Below are 22,730 nucleotides of genomic sequence, written 5' to 3' on the forward strand. Positions count from 1 at the left end.
CTTCGTAAATCGCAAAACAGTCCCCCGCAAGTCCGATCATTGTTGGCCTGTTCTTGTGCATGTCGTTATCCCAAAACCGGTTCCCACTTTTGGGCGACATGCACTGCTGATGTTTGGGAGGAAAGTTCCATGCCGCTCGCGATGAACCGTGAGGTTTTCATTACCTGTGCCGTGACCGGATCCGGCGGCTCGCAGGACCGCTCGCCGCATGTGCCGCGCTCGCCCAAGCAGATTGCCGATTCGGCGATCGATGCGGCCAAGGCCGGTGCTGCCATCGTCCACTGCCATGTCCGCGACCCTGAAACCGGCAAGCCCCGCCGCGATGTCCATCTCTACCGCGAAGTGACCGAGCGCATCCGCGACGCCAATGTCGATGTGGTGCTCAACCTCACCGCCGGCATGGGCGGCGATATGGTGTTCGGTTCGCCGGAGGCGCCATTGCCGCTCAACGAAAAAGGCACCGACATGGGCGGCGCCACCAACCGCATGGAACACGTGCGCCAGTGCCTGCCGGAAATCTGCACGCTGGATTGCGGCACCATGAACTTCGCCGAAGCCGACTATGTCATGACCAACACGCCCGGCATGCTGCGCGCCATGGGCGGCATGATGACGGCGCTCGGCGTCAAGCCGGAGATAGAAGCCTTCGACACCGGCCATCTCTGGTTTGCCAAGCAGCTCGTCGAGGAGAAGGTGCTCAACGCCGATGCGCTGGTGCAACTCTGCATGGGCGTGCCGTGGGGTGCGCCCGACGACCTCAACACCTTCATGGCGATGGTCAACAATGTGCCGTCGACCTGGAACTGGTCTGCCTTCGCCATCGGCCGCAACCAGATGGCCTACGCAGCAGCGGCGGTTCTCGCCGGCGGCAATGTCCGCGTCGGGCTCGAAGACAATCTATGGCTCGACAAGGGCGTGCTGGCGACCAATGCGCAACTGGTCGAGCGCGCCGCCAGCATCGTCACCAATCTCGGCGCCCGTATCCTCGGGCCGGAGGAAGTGCGCAAGAAGCTGAACCTGACCAAGCGGGCGCCGATCGCAGCCGCTGCGTAAAACGGGAGCGGATCATGGCTACCGTCAAATTCACCGCGATGAAGGATGGCGACAAGGACGATTACGAGTTCCTGACCGCCCATGAAATCGACTACGCCGCCAAGACCGGCGAGCGGCTGCTCGACGCGCTGGTGCAGCTCGACGAAGGCCTGTCCGGCTACAAGATCACAAGGCTCGGCCATTCGCTGCAGGCGGCGACGCGGGCGTGGCGCGATGGCGCCGACACCGACTGGATCGCCTGCGCGCTGCTGCACGATATCGGCGATATCTACGCGCCCTACAATCACGACGAATACGCCGCTTCGATCCTGAAACCTTTCGTGCGCGAGCAATGCACCTGGGTGGTGGAAAAACACGGCGATTTCCAGCGCCTCTATTACGCCCACCATCTCGGCGGCAACCGTCACGCCCGCGACCGCTTCGCCGGCCATGCGTATTTCGACGATTGCGATCAGTTTTGCGAACGCTGGGACCAGTCGAGCTTCGACCCCGACTATGAGACGCTGCCGATCGAATTCTTCCGGCCCTTCGTGCTCGAAGTCTTCGCCCGCAAGGCCTACGACGTATCGGTCATTCGCGCCGGCGAGCGCGTGCCCCTCATCGACCCACAAACAGCCAAGACAAGAACCGGAGCCTGACCATGAGCATCATCAACAAGGCGGCCGCCATTGGCGGCGGTGTCATCGGCGCCGGCTGGGTGGCGCGGCTGCTGCTCAACGGCATCGACGTGTCGATCTTCGATCCGGACCCGGAAGCGTCGCGCAAGGTCTCGGAAGTGATGAAGGGCGCGCGCCGCGCCTACAAGCAGATGGTTCCCGGCGGCCTGCCTAGGGAAGGCAAGCTGACCTTCGCCAAGACCATTGCCGAGGCGGTGGCGGACGCCGATTTCATCCAGGAGAGCGTGCCGGAACGGCTCGACCTGAAACATCGAGTGCTGGCCGAAATCGATCTTTATGCACCCGCTAACGCCATCGTTGGCTCGTCGACCTCCGGCATCAAGCCGACCGACATGCAGGTGGCGATGAAGAAGCATCCGGAGCGACTGGTTGTCGGACATCCCTTCAACCCGGTCTATCTTCTGCCGTTGGTCGAGATCGTCGGCGGCGAACAGACGTTCCCCGAGGCAATCGAGGTTGCGAAAGAAATCTATGCCTCGATCGGCATGAAGCCGGTGGTGATCCGCAAGGAGATCGAGGCCTTTGTCGGCGACCGCTTGCTGGAAGCCGCCTGGCGCGAGGCGCTGTGGCTGATCAAGGATGGCATCTGCACCGTCGAGGAGCTCGACGATATCATGCGCTACGGCTTCGGCCTGCGCTGGGCGCAGATGGGCATGTTCCAGGTCTATCGCGTCGCTGGCGGCGAGGCCGGCATGCGCCACTTCATGGCGCAGTTCGGGCCGTGCCTGAAATGGCCGTGGACCAAGCTTATGGACGTGCCGGAGTTCAATGACGAACTGGTCGACCTGATCGCCACCCAGTCGGACGACCAGGCGCATGGCCTGTCGATCCGCGAGCTGGAAAAGATCCGCGACGACAATCTGGTCGCGATCATGGACGCTCTGTCGAAACAGAATAAAGGCAAAGGCTGGGGCGCCGGCGCCTTGCACAAGGACTACACCAGGCAGCTGGCCAAGCTGGCGGCGAAGAAGCCGGCCGCTTCCAAGGCTGCCGAAAAGGCCAAGGCATCGAAGCCGGTGAAGAAGGTGGAAAAGCCGAAGAAAAAGAAGAAAGGCTGAAGACCATGGATTTCGGGCTTTCGGAGGAACAGAAGCTCATCGTCGAGACGACGCGTGCGTTCGTCGAGAACGAGCTTTACCCGCATGAGCGTGAGGTCGAGCGCACCGGCGTGCTGCGCCGCGAGCTGATCGAGGAGATCAAGGTCAAGGCGATCGAAGCCGGGCTCTACGCCGCGAACATGCCGGCCGATGTCGGCGGCGCCGGCCTCGATACGGTGACCTGGCTGCTCTACGAAAAGGAGCTCGGCCGCGCCAATTACGCGCTGCACTGGACCTGCGTCGCGCGTCCCTCCAACATCCTGCTCGCCGGCACGCCGGAGCAGCGGGAAAAATACCTGTTCCCTTGCATCCGTGGCGAAAAGTGGGACTGCCTGGCGATGACCGAGCCCGGCGCCGGCTCCGATTTGCGCGGCATGAAAGCGACCGCCGTACAGGACGGTGACGACTGGGTGCTCAACGGCACCAAGCATTTTATCAGCCATGCCGATCTTGCCGACTTTGCCATCGTCTTCATGGCTTCCGGCGAGGAAGAAACGCCGCGTGGCAAGCGCAAGAAGATCACCGCCTTCTTCGTCGACAAGGGCACCAAGGGTTTCACGGTGCGCGACGGCTACCGCAACGTCTCGCACCGCGGCTACACCAACGCCATCCTTGAATTCGACGATTGCCGTTTGCCCGCGAGCCAGGTGCTCGGCGAAATGCACAAGGGCTTCGAGGTCGCCAATTCCTGGCTCGGCGCCACCCGCCTGCAGGTCGGCGCCACCTGCCTTGGCCGCGCCGAGCGAGCGCTTGGCCATGCCATCGAGTATTCCGCGCAGCGCCAGCAGTTCGGCCAGCAGATCGGCAAGTTCCAGGGCGTGTCGTTCAAGCTGGCCGACATGGCGACCGAATTGAAAGCTGCGGACCTGATGGTGTTCGAAGCCGGCTGGAAGTACGATCAGGGCACCGTGACCGATCAGGACATGGCCATGGCCAAGCTGAAGGCTACCGAAATGCTCGCCTTTGTTGCCGACGAAGCAATCCAGATCCATGGCGGCATGGGGCTGATGGACGACCTGCCGCTGGAGCGCATCTGGCGCGATGCGCGCGTCGAGCGCATCTGGGAAGGTACTTCGGAGATTCAGCGACATATTATTTCGCGGGCGCTGCTGCGTCCGTTCGGAGCATAGAGCATGATGTACCCCAACCGGGGTCCGGTTTTGGGGAGAAGATCATGCTCAAACGAAAAGATGGCCATGCATAAACTCGAACGTCTCCTGCGCCCAAAATCCATCGCCGTGTTTGGCGGGGCGCAGGCCGCTACCGTCGTCGCGCAATCGATCAAGATGGGCTTTGCCGGCGAGATCTGGCCCGTGCATCCGACCAAGGACGAGGTTGCCGGCCGCAAGGCCTATCGTTCTGTTGCAGACCTTCCCGGTGCGCCCGACGCCGCCTTTGTCGGCGTCAACCGGCACTTGACCATCGAGGTGGTCAAGGCGCTGGCCGAACGTGGCGCCGGCGGCGCCGTCTGTTTTGCTGCGGGCTTTCTCGAGACCGAGGCTTATGATGACGATGGTGAGCGGCTGCAGGCCGAACTGGTCGCTGCTGCCGGCCAGATGCCGATCATCGGCCCGAACTGCTATGGCCTGATCAACTATGCCGACGGCGCGTTGCTGTGGCCCGACCAGCATGGCGGCATCAGGCTGCCCGAAGGCGCAAAGGGCGTCGCCATCATCACCCAGTCGTCCAACATCGCCATCAACATGACGATGCAGAAGCGCGGCCTGCCGATCGCTTTCCTGATGACCGCCGGCAACCAGGCGCAGACCGGCCTGTCCGAAATGGCGCTCGGCCTGATCGAGGACGAGCGCGTGACGTCGCTCGGGCTGCACATCGAGGCCTTCGATTCGGTAGCCGGCTTCGAGCGGCTGGCGGCGCGAGCGCGCGAACTGAAGAAGCCGATCATCGCCATGAAGGTCGGCCGCTCCGAACAGGCCAGGCAGGCGACCGTCTCGCACACCGCATCGCTGGCTGGCTCAGACGCGGCCTCCGGTGCCTTCTTGCGAAGGCTCGGCATTGCGCGCGTCGATTCCATCCCCGCCTTTATCGAAGCGCTGAAGCTCTTGCATGTCACCGGCCCATTGCCCGGCTACCGGCTGTCATCGATGAGCTGTTCGGGTGGCGAAGCCTCGGTCATGGCCGACAGCGCCGAGGGTCGCTGGGTCAATTTCCCGGAGCTCACCAGCAAGCACCGCGCCCATGTCAAATCGACGCTCGGGCCGCTGGTCGCGGTTGCCAACCCGTTGGACTACCACACCTTCATCTGGAACAACGAGCCGGCGATGACCGCCACCTTCACCGCTATGGTGTCGGGCGGTTTCGATCTCAACATGCTGGTGCTCGACTTCCCGCGCCCCGACCGCTGCTCGGTCACCGACTGGTGGGCGACGCTGCGCGCCTTCGAATCGGCGCTGAAGACCAACAAGGCGCATGGCGCGATCGTCTCGTCGCTACCGGAAAATCTGCCGGAGGAATACACCGCCGAGCTGATGGCGCGGGGCATGGTGCCGTTGTTCGGCATCTCCGAAGCCATGGACGCCGCAGGCGCAGCAGCCTTCATCGGCTGGGCCTGGGCCGAGCCGCAGGCGCAGCCGATCGACACGTCAGCCGCGGGCGCTGCCGAAGGCGGCCATGTGACGCCTGACGAGGCCGAAGCCAAGGAGCGACTGATCAAGGCAGGCCTGCCGGTGCCGAAGGGCGAACGTGCCGCCAATGCGGTCGACGCCGTCATCTCGTCGATGGCGCTCGGCTTCCCGGTGGCGCTGAAGGCGCTCGGCGTCACCCACAAGTCGGAAGTCGGCGCTGTCAGGCTGAACCTGAGGGATGCCGAATCCGTCAGCACGGCGGCGCATGATCTCCTGCCGCTCGGCACCGGGCTCTATGTCGAGCGCATGGTGCGCGACGGCGTCGCCGAACTGATCGTCGGCTTCACCCGCGACCCGATGTTCGGCGCCGTCATGACGCTGGGCACTGGCGGCGTGCTGGTCGAGTTGTTGCGCGACAGCGTCACCTTGATGCTGCCGGCGACGCGCGACGATATCGAGGCGGCCCTGCGCCGCCTGAAACTGTTCCCGCTGCTTGAGGGCTATCGTGGCCGGCCGAAAGCCGATGTCACTGCTGCCATCGAGGCCATCGCGGGCATTGCCAGCTTCGTGCAGAAGAACGCCGGCGAGATCGAGGAACTCGACATCAACCCGCTGATCGTCTGCGCCGAGGGCAAGGGCGCCTGGATCGCCGACGCGCTGCTGGTGCTGGGAGAGAAGAAGAATGTCTGACGTCATTTCGACCCGCCGCGAGGGCACTATCCTCGAGGTCACGCTCGACCGGCCCAAGGCCAACGCGATCGATCTGAAGACGTCGCGGCTGATGGGCGAGACGTTCAAGGCGTTCCGCGACGATCCGGAGCTTCGCGTCGCCATCGTCAAGACCGCAGGTGACAAGTTCTTCTGCGCCGGCTGGGATTTGAAGGCCGCCGCCGGCGGCGACGCGGTCGATGGCGACTATGGCGTCGGCGGCTTTGCCGGCCTGCAGGAGCTGCGCGACATGAACAAGCCGGTCATCGCCTGCGTCAACGGCATGGCGGTCGGCGGCGGCTTCGAGTTGGCGCTGTCCTGCGATCTCATCTACGCCTCCGACCATTCCTCCTTCGCACTGCCCGAAATCCGCGCCGGCACGCTGGCTGATGCCGCGACGATCAAGCTGCCCAAGCGCATTCCCTATCATGTCGCCATGGATCTGCTGCTCACCGGCCGCTGGATGGATGTCGCCGAGGCGCATCGCTGGGGGCTGGTCAACGAAGTGCTGCCCAAGGAAAAGCTCGAAGACCGTGTCTGGGAGATTGCAAGGCTGCTGGCCAGCGGGCCGCCGCTGGTGTTCGCCGCGATCAAGGAGACGGCGCGGGTGGCCGAGGCGCTGACCTTCCAGGATGCGATGAACCGCGTGACGCGCCGGCAATTGGCGACCGTCGATGCGCTTTATGGGTCAGACGACAATATGGAAGGTTTTCGCGCCTTTGCGGAAAAGCGCGATCCGGTGTGGAAGGGGAAGTAGCCTCTTTACCCTCCCCTCGATGGGGAGGGTCGGACCGAAGGTCCGGGGTAGGGTGATGCGCCGCCACCCACCGTTTCGCGGCGACCTCCCCCAAGGGAGGTAAAGGAACAGCATGACCGACTACAAAATCCTCATCGACGCCGAGACCTGGGCCTTCATCGAACGGACCAATTCCTTCTACCCGCCCGACACGATCGACTACACCATCGCCCAGCAGCGCGCGATTTATGACCGGATGTGCCGCGAATTCTTTGCCGGCTATCCCGATGGCGTGACGGCGGAAACGACCATCACTGCCGCGCACGATATCCCGATCCGCATCTATCGCAGCGGTACCCCGAACAAGGCGGCGATGGTGCTCTACATCCATGGTGGCGGCTTCATCCTCGGTGGGCTCGACAGCCATGACGATGTCTGCGCCGAATTGTGCGCCCATACGGGCTTCGAGGTGGTCTCCGTCGACTACCGCCTGGCCCCTGAGCATCTGCACCCGGCCGCCTTCGACGATGCGCTGCATGCCTTCGAATGGGCGGCCTCGACGTACGACCGCCCCGTTGTGCTCTGCGGCGACAGCGCCGGCGGCAATCTCTGCGCGGCCGTTGCCCACGCAACGCGCGGCCATGCTAAGCGGCCAATCGGCCAGGTGCTTATCTATCCCGGCCTCGGCGGCGACCGCTCGAGGGGCTCCTACGTGACGCATGCGGAAGCGCCGATGCTGACCATGCGCGATCTCGAATTCTACAAGCACGTCCGCACCGGCGGCGCGGACGGCTCCGGTGACATCGCTTTGTCGCCGCTCGCCGACGCGGATTTCACCAACCTGCCGCCAACCGTGCTCATCACCGCACAATGCGACCCGCTGTCGTCCGATGGCGAGGCCTATCGCGACCGCGTCCTCGCCGCAGGCGGCCACGCCACCTGGTTCGACGAGCCGGGGCTGGTGCATGGCTATCTCCGGGCCAGGCACACGGTCGGCCGGGCGCGCGCCAGCTTCAACCGTATCGTCGAGGTGGTCTCGGTGCTGGGCCGAGGCGGCTGGACCTGGTGATCATTCGCCGACAATCTGCCTGAAAAATAAAGTCGTTCGCCGCTTCTGTGAAATGGCGAACAGTCCCAGCCGCCGTTTTGCATGAACCTTTCCGCTTCCGCCTGCGACTGACGCTCAGGCGCCGCATGGTGCGGGGCCGGAAAGGATGCCCCAATGACCAGGACCCCAGAGACTGGCAGGTCTCCGGGAACAACGGGAGCTCAGCGCGACCATCGCCTTCGGGACGGGGTCGATGCGCTGGGCTTCCGGCTGATTCCGTTGACCCTGCACAGGAGCCGGCGTATCGTGAGGATGAGGAAAGCAGACAATTCGATCAGGGACGAACGTGCCGGAACGACGCGCCTTGCCCTGATTCGGCCGGCCGGACCGGAAGTTCCTCCCGAAAACTTCGGGGGGAGTTTTATGTCCTGCGATCGCGGCACGTCCATGCCATCTCCACGCGGCGGTTTGCGCCATTCGCTCCATCTGGCCGGCGGTCTGCTTGCCCTGGCGCTGAGCGCCACGCTTTGGCTGGGCACAGCTGCCCGGGCGCAGGAAACCCAGATCATCTATCCCGGCTCGATGACCGTGACCGGATTTTCCGGCACCGTTATTCCCAATTTCGACGAAGGGTTGCCACCCGGGGTCGACCCGGTCGATGAGACCTTTATCGACACGACGCGCGCGACCTTGCGCGTTTTCGACGTTTCAGCGCTGGGCGGACCGGCCTCCGGCCAGCTTGTCTACACGCCGCCGCCCTTCGAGGTGACCGCCGACCAGATCGGCCAGGTGTTCGCCATTACCTATGATGACGGCGTGCGCGACGGCGTTCCGTCAGGCATCCCCAACCTCTATGCCGGCGCCAGCTCGCTGCACGGCATCCGCATCGTCACCCCTGACGAAGATGCCGACGGCCGCCCTGAGCGGCAGCGCCGCGGCACGGCCGGCGCCGTCTTCATGGACGGCCAGTTCGGCACCGAAAACGGTGGCGGTCCCGGCACGATCTGGAAGATCGACGGCATCACCGGCGCCGTCTCCAGATTCGCCGACATCGACCCCAACAGCGGTCCTGGCATCGGCGACGTCAGCTTCGACAGCAATCACCGCGAGTTCTTCGCCAGCGACCTCGACACCGGCCTCATCCACCGCATCGCGTCCGACGGGACGCTGATCGACACGTTCGACCATGGCGTTGCCGGGCGGCCGGCGCATGGGCTCGCGCCCGTCGCCGACGACGGCGCGGTAATGGACATTCAGGGCGCCGCCTTCGATAGCGAAGACCCCGACACCTGGGGCTATACGCAGGACGAGCGCCGTGTCTGGGCGGTCGCCTATCACGGCGGCCGGGTCTACTACTCGGTCGGCGAAAAGGCCGAGATCTGGTCGGTGGGCATTGCCCGCGACGGCAGCTTCGCCGGCGATCCGCGCTGGGAACTGACGGTCAAGGCCGACAAGGACTACGCCGTCACCGACATCGCCTTCGACGTCAAGGGCTTCATGTACCTGGCGCAGCGCGGTCCGGTGGAAAACCGCTACGATTACAGCCAGTTCGCCGATTCCGGCAAAGGCGAGGTCATCCGTTACTGGCGCGAAAACCCGGACGATCCGGCGACGGAATCGGAGTGGGTGGAAGAGCCGCAGGAATATGCCGTCGGCTTCCCGCAAGGCAACCGGCAGTCGGCCGGCGGCCTTGATCTGCAATATGGCTATGACGCCGACGGCAATCTCGACACCGGCGTCTGCACCGACACGCTGGTCAACACCGGCGACAAGCTGCGCGACAGCCCGACACTGGCCGACCAGCTCGCCGCCGGCGGGCCGCTCGCCGTACACGGCGTGCAGATCACGCCGACGCCGCTGGTCAAGCCGGCCAACGTGCCGCCCTTCGGCTCGTGGTTCGTCGATTTCGACGGCTATTTCGAAGACCCCGAGGTGGAAGGCCATGTCGGCGACGTCGAGGTCTGGCACCCCTGCGAAGGCCGTGCCGGCTACTATGAAGAAATCCCCGGCGGTTACCTGCCGCCCTTCTATCCGCCGGACTTCCCACCGCCCGGCGATCTGCCTCCATGCATCGATGTCGAGGATGTCCAGTTCTACTGCACGCCTCGCGGCCTCCAGGCCGACCTCTATCTCCATGACCATGCCGGCTTCGGCGGCGATTCGATCAAGGCCCAGTCCAGGACGCCAGGCGTCGGGGTGACATCACCCCAGTCGCATGCGCCCGGCAAGCCTTACACGGTCGACATCACCGGCCACTATCCGGGCGACACAGTCGATGTCGGGCTCTGCTTCTACAGGCAGTCCGACAAGGACAAGGGTGGCTACTACCCTTGCTGCAAGATGACTTTGCCGCTCAGAACCCCAGCCGTCAGCTGCGAACGTTGAGGAGGGAGAGATGAACATTTCTGCACTTTCCCCCACCGCGACGCGCAACCAGAAAACCGTCATGGAGACCATCATGAGACCCCTGTCATACGCCAGGCGCGGCGCGCGCTGGCTGATGGCGGCCGGTATCGCGGTCGCCATGTACACCCCTGTGGCAAGCCACGCCGAAGACGCCGTCCCGATCACGCCGGAACTGCGGCTCGACCTCGATAATTCGAAAATCATCACTCCGAGGCCGGAACGGGTCGTGCCGTTCTTCACCAAGAAAGGCACCCAGCGGAGCTGCGACTACGTCGTCTACTCCCTGACTTTCGGCCTGCGCGGCGATGCGCAAAGCTTTGCCGACCCGGGCATGATTGCCTTGTTGAAGAAGCTCAAGATCGAGTTCAAGGACCAGCTTCCGCACGGCCTGTCGATCGTCAGCGCGCATGTGTCGGGCGACGGCACGGACGCTGCGGGCGGCCCGCTGCCCGGCGTCTCGATCAGCACCTCGGCCGATCCGAACGATACAGCAACCGTGTCCGATTTCCGGCTCTCCGCCGCCGATCTCGACGGTGCGGGTGCTGCCAACGAACGCGTCATCAACTTCCAGATCACGGCCAAGATCGACCACGCGGCGTTTCCCTCGCCGACGATCATCGACAATCAGGGCCTGATCAAGATTACAAGCGGAGCCGGCACCGGGATCATCATCCCGTCGCAGGATCCGGGCAAGCCCGACGATGGCGACTACAAGACCGGCGTGAAGACCTCGATCCGGATCGATCTCAGCAACTGCGACAAGCGGCCTCCGCCTCCCGACCGGGAATGCTTCAAGGTGGAGCGCGGCACGGTCGATTGCGTGCCCGGCGGCGGCGCCTTCATCTATCACATGCCTGTCGGCCCGGAGATGGGCGGCAAGTGGGTGCAGGTGTCGACGACGACGCCCGGCATCACCATCATCCCCGACACCCAGCTGGTGCCGGCGGGCGGCGGCGTGCTCAACTGGAAGATCGTCGGTGCATCGCCTGGCGACGTCATCCACCTCATCGTCACCGGCATCGAAACCTATGCCGGCCCGGAGGAGGGTTGGGGCCTGTGCTGCACGCAGACCATCGACATCGTCATCCCGCGTGACGTGAGATGTCCGCCCAAGGACAAGGAACCGGACCTCAAGGTCGAGAAACGCGCCGATGTGACGCGTTGTACGATGGGCGGCGGCTGCGACTTCACCATCCGGGTCACCAATGTCGGCGACGGGCCGTATCACGGCAAGATCGTGCTCGACGAGGTGACGCTGCCGGCCGGCTCGACGCTGGATTCAGGGCCCAATCCGCCCTGGGTCTGCGTGCCTGGCGTGACCCCGATGACGTGCACCTATCCGGTGACCACGCTCAATCCGGGCGCCTCCGTCGACCTCAAGCTTGGCTTCAAGCCGGCGGGCGGCTGGCAAGGCAGCGCACTGCGCAACTGCGCCACCTACAATTACGGCGCCAGCGGCAAGCCGCTGTTCGGCAGCCAGCAGAACGATCGTGGCTGCGCCTCGATCCCGATCTGCCGGCGTGGCGACCGCGACCGCGATTGCCGGCCGCCGGTCGACAAGAAGGTCGACCTGATCCTGAAGAAGCGTGCCCGCATTCCGGTCTGTACGCCCGACGGCATCTGCTACTTCGTGATCGACATCATCAACAATGGCAGCGTCCCCTATAATGGGCCGCTGACGGTCATCGACAATTATCCGGGCGGCGCGCCGGCCTCTTCGACCTTCGGCCCGTCTCCGCCCTGGACATGCGGACCGAACGGCCCCGGCCAGTTCCGCTGCGACAATGCCGGCATCGTGCTGATGCCGGGCGCCTCGACACCGATCGTCGTCAAGGCGGTGATGCCGGCCGGCTACCAGTCGGACTCGGTGGAAAACTGCGCGGCGCTGAAGCCTGTCCCCGGTGAGGTCGACCTCACCAACAACAAGGCTTGCGCCAAGGAACGCTTCCGGCATCCCAATGGCGGCAAGCCAACCTTGCGCATAACCAAGGTGTGCAGCGGCTCGCTGGCTGGCGCGGCGGTGGTTTCCTGCCGCATCACCGTCATCAGCCTTGGCACCTCCGCCCCCACCGGTCCGGTGCGGGTCAACGATGCCGCCACGCTGATCTCGGGCGGCGCGCCGGTCCAGATCCAGACCGTCACACCCGACGGCGCGGATTGGGCGTGCGGAGCGGTTCCGGCCAATGCGCTGTCGTGCCAGATTCCGGGCGCCGTGATGACGCCTGGAACCAGCCGGCACTTCGACGTGACGGTTTCGGCCAATGGCGCGTTCGAGAACTGCGCACGCGGCTCGTACGGCCCGGCGCCGGGAGACGACGTCGTCTACCCGTTCGGCCAGGCCTGCGCCAAGGGCGGTGGCACCTCCACCATCAGCGTCAAGAAGACCGGCGATGCCGAGTGCCAGCCGGGACAACCTTGCTCGTTCGAGATCACCATCACCAATGACGGCCAGACCCCATTCTCTGGTCCGGTCCGCATCGGCGATGCGATCGGCGTGGACGGGCTCGGCCGGCTGGAAGGCGTTGCGATCACGTCGATCGAACCGCCCTTCGGTTGCTCGCCGGAACCGACGACGCTGCCTCTGTCGTGCATCGCCAACCTGACGCTCGGCGCCGGGGAAAGCCACGTGCACACTGTCACCGTGGCCCTTCCCGACGCCCCGCTGGCCAACCTGCAGGGCAATGTCAGCGGCCAGAACTGCGTCGGTGTCTTGTCTCCTGATACCAGGGTGCAAGGCGGCGACATGCTGTCCGGCGATCAGACCAACATCCAGGGCGGTCGCGGCAGGGCCTATGCGTGCCATCCCTTCACCATCAAGCGTGAGGTGAAGAAAGAGTGCTCGCCGGGCTTTGTGATGAACGACGCCGGCCGGTGCGTGTGTCCGGAAGGCACCACCTTCCGCAACGGCCAGTGTTCGCCCGGCGGTGGCGTCATCATCGAGCCAAAGCCAAGGCCCTGCGTGCTGCTCAAGGGCCAGATCCGCACCGAGGACGGACGCTGTGTCTGCCCACGCGGAACCGAGCTCGAGAACGGCGCCTGCGTCAAGATCGACAAGCCGGGCTGCACCATCCCCGGCTCGGTTCCGACGTCGGACGGCAATGGCTGCTACTGCCCGGACGGCACGCATCTCGACCGACAGGCAAATGCCTGCGTGCGCGACAAGCAGAAGCCCGAGCAGTGCACCATCCGCGGACAGGTTCATGACGCCGACGGCGATTGTGTCTGCCCGCGTGGTACCGAGGTGCGCAATGGAGCCTGCCGGCCGATCCGGCCGAAGCCAGAGCAGTGCACCATCCGCGGCCAGGTTCATGACGCCGATGGCGATTGTGTCTGCCCGCGTGGGACCGAGGTGCGCAATGGAGCCTGCCGGCCGATCCGGCCGAAGCCAGAGCAGTGCACCATCCGCGGCCAGGTTCATGACGCCAATGGCAATTGCGTCTGCCCACGCGGCACCGAGGTGCGGGACGGTGCCTGCCGGCAGAAGCGGCCTGTGCTGGAACAGTGCGACATACGCGGCCAGGTCCACAACAAGCGCGGCGAGTGCGTTTGCCCGCGCGGCACCCAGGTGATCGACGGCGCATGCCGCAAGCCGAGGCCGGAACAATGTGCCCCGGGCTCGGTGATGATCAACGGCCAGTGCCAACCGATCAGGCGGCGCTGCCCGGAAGGCACGATTGGGCGGTATCCGAACTGCAGGGCCATCCGGCAACAGCCATCGCTCGATCCGAGCCTGTTGCTCAATCCGGGGATTCTTCAGCAGTTCGTGCCGAACCGCACGCAGCAGCCGCAGGTACAGCCGCAGAGGGATCCGACGGCCAACTTCAAGCCGTAGGTTCTGGATATGAGCCAGAAATAGAACCCCCGCCGGAGCGATCCGGCGGGGTTTTTCTTTCAGGCGGCAGAGTTGTCGATCCTCACACTGCTCCAGGCCGAATCTCAGCTGGCGGGCGCGTAGCGCAGCAGCGTCACGCCCTGGGCAAGGCTTTGCGTGCCGAGAGGCTGCAAGGTCAGCGCTAGGCCGGACTGGAAGTACGGCTTGCCGCCGCCCAGCACGACCGGCTGTATGTAGAGCCGGAATTCGTCGATCAGGCCCGCGCGCGCGAATTGTGCGGCAAGATCGGCGCCGCTGACGGAGATTTCGCCCTCCGTCTGCGATTTGATTTCACTTGCAACGGTTTCGACATCGCCACTCACCAGCCGGGCATTGGGTCCGACGTCGCGAACCGTCGTCGAAAACACGATCTTCGGGGTCTTTTGCCAGGCATCGGCAAAATCCCGCTCGACCTCTCCCCCGGTTTGGCGCTCCGGACTGTCCCAGAAGCGCATCGCCTCATACATCCGGCGTCCGCAGAGCGCGATCGCGGTCCGGCGCATCTCGTCGTTGAAATGTCGGTGCAGTTCTTCCTCGGGCACCGGCAAGCCGATGTCGCCCGACGGTCCCTCGATAAAGCCGTCCAGCGACGTCAGCATGGAGTAGACGATCTTTCCCACATGTACCTCCGTTCGATGCCTATAGGCTATATATCTGATTGCGATTTGCAATCAGATATATAAGAGCGAACGGACTGAGGTGGATCACCCGGGAAGGCCAACACTCGGACCAGCAATTATGTTCTGTCACTGTGAACCTTAGCTCCGGCTGGGGTGACCCACTCCTGAAGGAACACTTTCAGGAGAGAGAGAATGTCTTCACCCCGCTATATCTTTCGCAACACGGCGACCGCTGTTGCCTTAATCGCAGCCGCGCTCGCCAGCACGTCGGCCCTTGCCGAGCAGGCCAACATCAAGTCGATGTCCTTCGACACGCAGAGCGCCAACACCACGCTCCATGTCGTTTCGAGCGACAAGCAGAGATGGGACAGGCTGAAGAGCGGCACCGTCCAGTTCTGGGGCCACATGAAGATCGATACACGCTGGCCCGGCTACGTTCAGGATGTCGGTGTCGCACTCGGCGTCTGCGGACCCGGCCAATGCGGCCCGTTTCCGCCGATCTGGAGCGCGGCTCCAGTCAGCCGTGACTACGACCACCAGGAAAACTTCGCTTTTGATGCGGCCAATATACCCCTGTCGTCGGACACCGGCATAGCCGTCGTGCCCTATGGCGACCAGATCATCGCCAGGTGCAACCAGCACCTGCAGGCCGACGGTCCGACGAAATCCTATTCGTTCAGCCACACGTTCGACGCCAGCTTCACGGCGCTTACCGACAAGGCGCTCGACATGGGCAATGCCGTCGCCGAAACCCAGCAGGGCAGCTGGCCCTATCCGCTTTTCGATTCGAACTACGCCGCGCATGGCACCTTCCAGGTGCAGGTTGTCTGCGACCCGGTGATCAAGCCCGATGCCCAGGACGTCGCTGCCGATTTCGGCAAGTTCGAGGTCGAGAACGTCAAGCTGTTCCTGACCACCTACCAGTCGAACCAACCGGGCTCGACCCCTGGCACGGTCTGTCCCTCGCTGAAGGTTACCAGCCGGGCGCAGGCCAACCAGGCCGGACCGGTCTCGATGCGCATCTGGCGACAGAAGGACGGCGGACCGGTCACCTCCGAGTTCAAGCAGGCGTGGGCATCGTACGACGCGAGCAAGAATGGCTATTTCGCCAACTATGAGACGTGGGAGAACGTCGGCGCCACGGCCTATTTCCAGTACAAGACCGAGATCGTCGGCAACGGACCGTTCGAACCCTTCGACGGCTGGAAGGACATCACGGTGCATTGCACCGGCGCCGGCGGCGGTGGTTTCACCGACGCACCGCAGGCCGATCCCGACAACCCGCCGGCAAAGGCCGACTGGCAGGGCGAAGTGACCGTTTCCGACAGCGCAGGAGCAAGAAAACTCTGCCCTCGCAAGGGTCAGGTGGCATTCGAGGCGAGCCGCGACGAGCCCGGCGCGTTTCACTACCGGATCGGCTGTTCGAACGGCGCCTTCTTCACCGGCACCACGGTCGCCTTCAATGATGGCGGCGTCTTCAAGGCCAGCGCGGCACATGATCTCAGCATCGTCAGGACCCGCTCGATCCAGTGCACGCTGCAGGAGATCAAGCAGAACGGCTCCATCGCCAGCGTCGATACGGACAACGAGGACTTCACCTGCATAAAGCGCACCTCCGAACCGGAGGCCGACGATCTCGTCTCGAGCACCCGTCCGGACTTCGGCAAGCCGAGACTGCCGCCGGTCGTCGTCGATCCCGGCCGCAAATGCCTGCCCAGCCAGACATTGCTGCGCGGCAGATGCATCGACAAGCCGATCGTTGCCGCGTGCAAGAGCACCGAAAAGCTTGTCAACGGCAGGTGCATCGGCGTCAGCATCCACTGTCTGCCAGGCTATCGTCAGGTCGGCTTGAAATGCGTGAGGAACCCTGTCGTCGCAGACCAGTGCAGACGCGACGAATTGCGGATCAACGGCAAATGCGTGCGCAAGCCTCCTGTGATCATCGACTGCAAACGCGGCTACCACCTGGCCGGCAAGGCATGCGTGAAGGACGCCATCATCACCACTGGCTGCCGGACGACCGAAAAGCTTGTGCGTGGACATTGCGTGCCCAAGCCACCCGTCAAGACGTTCAATCTGCAGAGATTGAAGCAAGGCAGCGGCAAGCTGTTTGCGCCGGGATTGGCCAAACCGCGGCGTCACGTGAACTGAAATTTGACGCTACAGACCTGGAGAGGCGGCCCACTGCCGCCTCTCTGCATTGTGTGATCAGCCGCTCACACCGGATTCCTGTCGACAAGCGGCGTCGAGACGATTAGGGCGGAAGCAAGCTCAACAACGGGAAGCGGACATGGCCAGCAAGACCCTGATTGCGCCATCGGTGCTGGCGTCGGATTTCTCGAAGCTAGGCGACGAGGTCGAGGCGGTGGCCGCGGCCGGCGCCGACTGGATCCATCTCGATGTCATGGACGGGCATTTCGTGCCCAACATCACCTTCGGCCCGCCGGTGATCAAGGCCATCCGCAACCGCACCAAGGCATTCTTCGACTGTCATCTGATGATTGCGCCGGCCGATCCCTATCTGGCCGCCTTTGCCGATGCCGGCTGCGACGGCATGACCGTGCATGCCGAGGCTGGGCCGCATCTCGACCGTTCGTTGCAGACCATCAAGGGTCTCGGCAAGAAGGCTGGTGTGTCGCTCAATCCGGCGACTCCGGAAAGCTCGATCGAATATGTGCTCGACCGGCTCGACCTGATCCTGATCATGACCGTCAATCCGGGCTTTGGCGGCCAGGCCTTCATCCCGGCCATGGTCGACAAGGTCAAGCGGGTCAAGGCGCTGATCGGCAACCGGCCGATCCGCATCGAGATCGACGGCGGCGTGTCGCCGGAGACGGCTCCCCTGGTTACATCAGCCGGCGCCGACGTGCTGGTGGCAGGCGCCGCCGTCTTCAAGGGCGGCAGCGTCGAGGCCTACCGGGCCAATATCGAAGCCATCCGAACCGCGGCCGACCGGGCTGCCGGCTGACATCAGTTTCAGGAAAAATCGCGACAGCTCTGACCTCTCGGCCTGATCTTTCAGCCGGCGAGATGTCCCGGAAAGCGGTCAACTGGCGGCAGTCGCCGGAACTTACCGTCGCGGCGAGCGGCGCGATCACAGCATCTGGCAGCAAAATCTAGTGGACGAATGCCGAGGGCGTGTTCATTGCGGGAACGGCAAGTTCGGCAACCTGACGTGCGTTAAGAAAAAATTACCCGTGTTCCTGATCTCACAACCATGTCGCGAAGACGCGAGTCGCGAGGTAGCACAAAGGTTCTTCACAAGAACAAGTTTTTCACGATATTCGTTACTTACTCGAAGTAAGATGCGCACAACCTTCCTCTTTAAGTCGAATATCGGGATCTTTCCCTTGAGGCATGGATGCCTTACGAGGTACAGTAGATTCGCAGAGGAATCGTTTGCTTCGCGAACGGGCTGGCGGAGCATGGGAGAGCGACAGGAGTCATATTGACCTACGGATCTGCCGATATGAGCGAAGGCGCCGGCGCCAAGAGCACGCTCGCCAGCACGGTCTACCAACAGCTTCGCGACGATCTCCTGCGCGGTGTGTTTGAAAGTGAAAGCAAGCTTCGTGTCGAATGGGTGGTTTCCCGTTACGGCGCCGGCGCTTCGCCGGTTCGCGAGGCTCTCAACCGGCTTGCTTCGGAAGGCCTGCTTGGCCGGCACGACCAGCGCGGTTTCTTCATCATGCCGGTCAGTGCCCCGGAACTCGAGGAATTGACACGCACGCGCTGCTGGCTGGAAGAGCGGGCGCTGCGTGAATCCATTGCCAACCGCACCGGCGAATGGGAAGAGCAGTTGGTGCTGGCCTTGCATCGGCTGGCGCGCGCCCAGCGCCGTTTGCCGGAAGATCCGTCCTCGAACAATCCGGAATGGGAAAAGCTGCATCGCGCCTTCCATCGGGCACTGATCGCAGGCTGCCGGTCGCACTGGCTGATCGGCTTTTGTGACCAGCTTTCCGATCAGGCCTCCCGCTACCGGCTGATCTCCCAGGACGGGCCCGAGCGCGACGATATCGGCGAGCATCGCCTGATTGCCGAGCGCACCGTGGATGGCGATGCCGATGGCGCCGTCGAAGCGCTGCTCAACCACTACCGTTTGACGGCAGCCATGTGCATGGAGCGCTTCAACGAGAGCGGCGATCTCCGGACAAGCAAGGCGTTGCGCGGCCGCAGATAGCAACACTTGCGGTTTTTTCGATTCGAAATCTGCCTGCAGCGGTGTTCCGAAAAGCGGTTGTTCTTTTTCGGGGCCATGCGCTAGGGAAGACGCATGAGCAATCACCTGTTCGATGCCTTCCGCGACCGCATGCCCGCGCCCGGGCGCACCTTGATGGAGACCGATGACGGGCGTTCGATCCGCTATGGCGACATGCTGTCGGGGTCGGCGCAATTGGCGCAGGCACTGAAGCATTTGGGCGTCGAGCCGGGCGACCGAGTCGCGGTGCAGGTCGAAAAAAGCCCCGAATGCATTTTCCTTTATCTGGCCTGCCTGCGCGCCGGTGCGGTCTTCCTGCCGCTCAACACCGCCTACACGTTGACGGAGCTCGGCTATTTCTTCGGCGATGCCGAGCCGCGGCTGGTCGTCTGCGACCCGGCGCGGGCCGGCGATATCGCGCCGCTGGCAAAGACTTCGGGCGCAGTTACCGCCACACTCGGCCGCAACGGTGAAGGCTCGCTGACCGAACTGGCTGCGCAACAGCCCGCGGATTTTGACGATATGGCGCGCGAGCCGGACGACCTCGCGGCGATCCTCTACACATCGGGCACGACCGGCCGTTCGAAGGGCGCCATGCTCAGCCACGAAAACCTGGCCTCCAACGCGCGCGTGCTGGTCGAGCAATGGCGCTTCACGGGAGAAGACGTGCTGATCCATGCACTGCCGATCTTCCACACGCATGGCCTGTTCGTCGCCACCAACGTCGCCCTGATGGCCGGCGCCTCGATGCTGTTCGAGCAGAAATTCGACGCCAGCCGCATCGTCTCGCTTCTGCCGCGCGCCACGGTGCTGATGGGCGTGCCGACCTTCTATACCAGGCTCTTGCAGCAGCAGGGGCTCGACACGCAGGCAGCGAAGAATATCCGCCTGTTCGTTTCCGGCTCGGCGCCACTGCTCTCCGAAACGCACAAGGCCTGGCGCGAGCGCACCGGCCACGCGATCCTCGAACGCTACGGCATGACCGAGACCAACATGAACACCTCGAACCCGTACGAGGGCGAGCGCCGCGCCGGCACGGTCGGCTTTCCGCTCCCCGGCGTTTCGCTGCGCATCGCCGATCCCGACAGTGGTGCTGCGCTAGCCCAGGGTGAAGTCGGCATGATCGAGGTGAAGGGGCCGAATGTCTTTTCCGGCTACTGGCGCATGCCGGAGAAAACCAAGGCGGAATTCCGCGCCGACGGCTTCTTCATCACCGGCGATCTCGGCCTTATCGATGCCGACGGCTACGTCCACATCGTCGGCCGTGGCAAGGACCTGATTATTTCCGGCGGCTACAACATCTATCCGAAGGAGATCGAGAGCGAGATCGACGCGCTGGCCGGAGTCGCGGAAAGTGCGGTCATCGGTCTTGCCCATCCCGATTTCGGCGAAGGCGTCACCGCTGTCGTGGTGCGGGAGCCTGCCTCGCAGATTACCGGGGCCGAGATCGTTGGCGCCATTGCCGGCCAACTGGCGAAATACAAGCATCCGAAGCAGGTCATCTTCGTCGATGAATTGCCGCGCAACACGATGGGCAAGGTGCAAAAGAACCTGCTGCGCGAAACCTACAAAGGCCTCTACGGCCGTTAAGAAGCCGGCTAATCACTTCGCTTCAGGCAATCCACTGTCACCTGTTCGCGGTTCGGTAGTGCCGTACCTACCTGCGCGGCTTTGGGGTGCCGGAACCCCACAAAGCGCGGTTCAGTAGGCTGCGTTTGCGCTTGCGCGGGATGAGGTCGACGTCGCTGACGAGCTTGGCGCCGCCCTCACGCCTTTCCAGGGTGATCTTGCGGCTGTGGAAGGCTTCGAGCTCCGCGCGGTGCGCCACGCTGATGATGGTGACATCAGGCAGTTCGCGGATCACCGTCTTCATCATCGTGTCCTGGCTCTTCTCGTCGAGCGCCGAAGTCGCTTCATCCAGCACCACGATATCGGGGCGATGCAGCAGCAGGCGCGCGAAGGCGAGGCGCTGCTTTTCGCCACCCGACAGCGTCTGGTCCCACGGCGCGTCTTCCCTGATCCTGTCGCTGAGATAGGCAAGCCCCACCTTGTCGAGGGCAGCCTTGATCTGCTTGATCGTCCACTTGTCCGCCGCCGCGGGATAGGCGACCGCGCGGCGAAGCGTGCCGGTGGGGATGTAGGGGCGTTGCGGCAGCATGAACAGGCGCCTGTCGGCGTGGAAATTGACGCTGCCGCCGCCCCATGGCCACAGGCCCGCGACTGCCCGCACCAGCGTCGACTTGCCCGAACCAGATTCGCCAGCCACCAGCACCCGCTCGCCCGGCTCGATCACGACCTCGGTTTCCTTGACCACGGAGGTGCCGTCGTCGAGTGTCACGGAAAGATTGTCGAGGCTGAGGATGGCGCCGTCTTCGGTTTCGCCCCGGTTGATGCGTCCGAGCGCATCGCTCTGCTCGGCGCGCTCGAGCCCGTCGAGCGACATCATCAGCGAGGCAATGCGCCGCGCGGAGGCGTTCCAGTCGGCGAGACGCGGATAGTTGTCGACCAGCCAGCCGAACGCGCCTTGCACGATGCCAAAGGCAGACGCCGCCTGCATCACCTCGCCAAGCGTCATCGAGCCTTCGAGGAATTTTGGCGCGCACAGCAGGATCGGCACGACCGGCGCAAACAGGCTCGATCCCTGCGACACCGCCGCCGTGCGCATGTGCTGTCCGGTCAGCAGCGCCCATTGCCTCAGCACATGGCCGAAATTCCTGTCGATGCCGCCGCGCTCCTCCTCCTCGCCGCCCAGCAAGGCGATGCTCTCGCCGTTTTCGCGCACGCGCGTCAGCGTGTAGCGCAGTTCGGCCTCCGCCTGGTTCTTCCGCTCGGAGAGCTGGACGAAATTGCGGCCGATGACCACCATCGAGGTCGAGGTGATGGCGGCATAGATGATCGCGGTGATGACCAGGAAGCCGGGAATGGTGATGCTCTCGCCGCCGATCGGCAGTGTGAGCGCGCCGCCGATGGTCCACAGCACGACAATGAAGGTCGAGGCCGACAGGAACGCGTTGAGGACGCCGGCGATGAAATCGACCGGCGACTCGGTGGCGATGCGCAGATCCTCGGTCATGCGGGCCTCGGGGTTCTGATGGTCGCCGCCCACGAGGTTCAGCTGGTAGTAGCGGCCGTTTGCCAGCCAGCGCGCGACGACCCCGGTGGTCAGCCAGGAACGCCAGCGGCGCTGGATCGTCATGCGCAGGTAGACCTGCGCGACGACAAGGCTGCCGCTGCAGATCACCAGCGGCACGAATACGGCGCTGAGGAAATAGACTGTGCGGGCGTTGCGCTGCTCGAGGGCATCGAACATCGAGCGGTTCCAGACATTGATGCCATACTGGAAACCGATGTTGACGCAGATCACCAGCAGCACACCGATCGTGAATGGCCAGGCGAGCCGGTCGCCGCGCCGGCTCCAGTAGCCGCGCGCGCTGATCCAGAAACGCCGCAGCAGGTATTTCTTGCGCGCCTGCTCGGCCTCTTCGGGCGTCAGCTGCGGATCGGGTTCGATAGCTTCCGGCGGCGGCCCCGCCTGGCCGTCGACCTCCGGCGCTGCGTCGGCAGGCGTTGGCTTCTTTTCGCGCGACACACCTTCGCGCGTTTGCCGTGACGGCTTTTCCCGGCGCGACTTTGGGGCATCGCTCGGTCTGATGCCGTCGGTCGGTCTCGATTTGGGTTTCGCCTCGGACATACGCCCCGACAACGGCCTCAAAATCAAAAGGTTTCATAGC

Annotated in this window: 15 protein-coding genes; 13 read left to right on the top strand and 2 right to left on the bottom strand. The window is 64.0% G+C overall.

Annotation, left to right across the window (positions count from 1 at the left end):
- The first annotated feature begins 129 nt into the window (after positions 1-129).
- The 9 genes from bcoG (at position 130) to AC04SG_RS11965 (ending at position 14,142) form a co-directional block, all read left to right on the top strand.
- Complete coding sequence (gene bcoG, locus AC04SG_RS11925; protein ID WP_112565604.1) at positions 130-1,053, top strand: 3-dehydrocarnitine:acetyl-CoA trimethylamine transferase BcoG; 924 nt, start codon at positions 130-132, stop codon at positions 1,051-1,053.
- Positions 1,054-1,067: 14 nt separating this feature from the next.
- Entirely contained in the window at positions 1,068-1,691 is a 624-nt protein-coding gene (locus AC04SG_RS11930) for an HD domain-containing protein (RefSeq protein WP_488551177.1), read from the top strand.
- Between the two features lie 2 nt (positions 1,692-1,693).
- A complete protein-coding gene (locus AC04SG_RS11935; protein ID WP_488551178.1) occupies positions 1,694-2,788 on the top strand; it encodes a carnitine 3-dehydrogenase in 1,095 nt (364 codons plus the stop codon).
- A 5-nt stretch (positions 2,789-2,793) separates the two neighbouring features.
- Entirely contained in the window at positions 2,794-3,957 is a 1,164-nt protein-coding gene (locus AC04SG_RS11940) for an acyl-CoA dehydrogenase family protein (protein ID WP_488551179.1), read from the top strand.
- Between the two features lie 66 nt (positions 3,958-4,023).
- Complete coding sequence (locus tag AC04SG_RS11945) at positions 4,024-6,102, top strand: acetate--CoA ligase family protein (RefSeq protein WP_488551180.1); 2,079 nt, start codon at positions 4,024-4,026, stop codon at positions 6,100-6,102.
- Entirely contained in the window at positions 6,095-6,877 is a 783-nt protein-coding gene (locus AC04SG_RS11950) for a carnitinyl-CoA dehydratase (protein ID WP_112567435.1), read from the top strand. Before AC04SG_RS11945 ends, AC04SG_RS11950 begins: the two co-directional genes overlap by 8 nt.
- 112 nt (positions 6,878-6,989) lie before the next feature.
- Complete coding sequence (locus AC04SG_RS11955) at positions 6,990-7,925, top strand: alpha/beta hydrolase (RefSeq protein ID WP_488551181.1); 936 nt, start codon at positions 6,990-6,992, stop codon at positions 7,923-7,925.
- A 426-nt stretch (positions 7,926-8,351) separates the two neighbouring features.
- Positions 8,352-10,289 carry a hypothetical protein gene (locus AC04SG_RS11960; protein WP_488551182.1) on the top strand — a complete coding sequence of 646 codons (1,938 nt, stop codon included), beginning with the start codon at positions 8,352-8,354 and terminating at the stop codon, positions 10,287-10,289.
- 10 nt (positions 10,290-10,299) lie between these two features.
- Complete coding sequence (locus tag AC04SG_RS11965; RefSeq protein WP_488551183.1) at positions 10,300-14,142, top strand: DUF7929 domain-containing protein; 3,843 nt, start codon at positions 10,300-10,302, stop codon at positions 14,140-14,142.
- Between the two features lie 104 nt (positions 14,143-14,246).
- Here the strand turns inward: AC04SG_RS11965 and AC04SG_RS11970 are convergent, their stop codons facing one another.
- Positions 14,247-14,801, bottom strand: coding sequence for a dihydrofolate reductase family protein (locus tag AC04SG_RS11970; protein ID WP_488551184.1), 555 nt, complete (start codon positions 14,799-14,801; stop codon positions 14,247-14,249).
- A 192-nt stretch (positions 14,802-14,993) separates the two neighbouring features.
- On the opposite strand from AC04SG_RS11970, the gene AC04SG_RS11975 reads away from it, so the two are divergent.
- The 4 genes from AC04SG_RS11975 (at position 14,994) to AC04SG_RS11990 (ending at position 20,589) form a co-directional block, all read left to right on the top strand.
- Positions 14,994-16,952 (top strand): hypothetical protein, encoded by a 1,959-nt coding sequence (locus tag AC04SG_RS11975; RefSeq protein ID WP_488551185.1) that lies wholly within the window; start codon positions 14,994-14,996, stop codon positions 16,950-16,952.
- A gap of 139 nt (positions 16,953-17,091) precedes the next feature.
- Positions 17,092-17,769, top strand: a complete 678-nt coding sequence (gene rpe, locus AC04SG_RS11980; RefSeq protein ID WP_488551186.1) for a ribulose-phosphate 3-epimerase — start codon at positions 17,092-17,094, stop codon at positions 17,767-17,769.
- 480 nt (positions 17,770-18,249) lie between these two features.
- Complete coding sequence (locus AC04SG_RS11985) at positions 18,250-18,981, top strand: GntR family transcriptional regulator (RefSeq protein WP_488551187.1); 732 nt, start codon at positions 18,250-18,252, stop codon at positions 18,979-18,981.
- A gap of 93 nt (positions 18,982-19,074) precedes the next feature.
- A complete protein-coding gene (locus AC04SG_RS11990) occupies positions 19,075-20,589 on the top strand; it encodes a malonate--CoA ligase (protein WP_488551188.1) in 1,515 nt (504 codons plus the stop codon).
- A 67-nt stretch (positions 20,590-20,656) separates the two neighbouring features.
- Here AC04SG_RS11990 and AC04SG_RS11995 read toward each other — a convergent pair whose 3' ends face one another.
- Positions 20,657-22,690, bottom strand: coding sequence for an ABC transporter ATP-binding protein/permease (locus AC04SG_RS11995; protein ID WP_488551189.1), 2,034 nt, complete (start codon positions 22,688-22,690; stop codon positions 20,657-20,659).
- Positions 22,691-22,730 lie beyond the last annotated feature (40 nt).

This window comes from Mesorhizobium sp. CNPSo 4684 (assembly GCF_057784315.1).

Bases quoted from the DNA above. Each gene is read 5' to 3' on its own strand.
- AC04SG_RS11995 (WP_488551189.1), bottom strand. From the start codon at position 22,690: ATGTCCGAGGCGAAACCCAAATCGAGACCGACCGACGGCATCAGACCG.
- AC04SG_RS11990 (WP_488551188.1), top strand. From the start codon at position 19,075: ATGAGCAATCACCTGTTCGATGCCTTCCGCGACCGCATGCCCGCGCCC.
- AC04SG_RS11940 (WP_488551179.1), top strand. From the start codon at position 2,794: ATGGATTTCGGGCTTTCGGAGGAACAGAAGCTCATCGTCGAGACGACG.
- AC04SG_RS11955 (WP_488551181.1), top strand. From the start codon at position 6,990: ATGACCGACTACAAAATCCTCATCGACGCCGAGACCTGGGCCTTCATC.
- rpe (WP_488551186.1), top strand. From the start codon at position 17,092: ATGGCCAGCAAGACCCTGATTGCGCCATCGGTGCTGGCGTCGGATTTC.
- AC04SG_RS11960 (WP_488551182.1), top strand. From the start codon at position 8,352: ATGCCATCTCCACGCGGCGGTTTGCGCCATTCGCTCCATCTGGCCGGC.
- AC04SG_RS11965 (WP_488551183.1), top strand. From the start codon at position 10,300: ATGAACATTTCTGCACTTTCCCCCACCGCGACGCGCAACCAGAAAACC.
- AC04SG_RS11930 (WP_488551177.1), top strand. From the start codon at position 1,068: ATGGCTACCGTCAAATTCACCGCGATGAAGGATGGCGACAAGGACGAT.
- AC04SG_RS11975 (WP_488551185.1), top strand. From the start codon at position 14,994: ATGTCTTCACCCCGCTATATCTTTCGCAACACGGCGACCGCTGTTGCC.
- AC04SG_RS11945 (WP_488551180.1), top strand. From the start codon at position 4,024: ATGCATAAACTCGAACGTCTCCTGCGCCCAAAATCCATCGCCGTGTTT.
- bcoG (WP_112565604.1), top strand. From the start codon at position 130: ATGCCGCTCGCGATGAACCGTGAGGTTTTCATTACCTGTGCCGTGACC.
- AC04SG_RS11935 (WP_488551178.1), top strand. From the start codon at position 1,694: ATGAGCATCATCAACAAGGCGGCCGCCATTGGCGGCGGTGTCATCGGC.
- AC04SG_RS11950 (WP_112567435.1), top strand. From the start codon at position 6,095: ATGTCTGACGTCATTTCGACCCGCCGCGAGGGCACTATCCTCGAGGTC.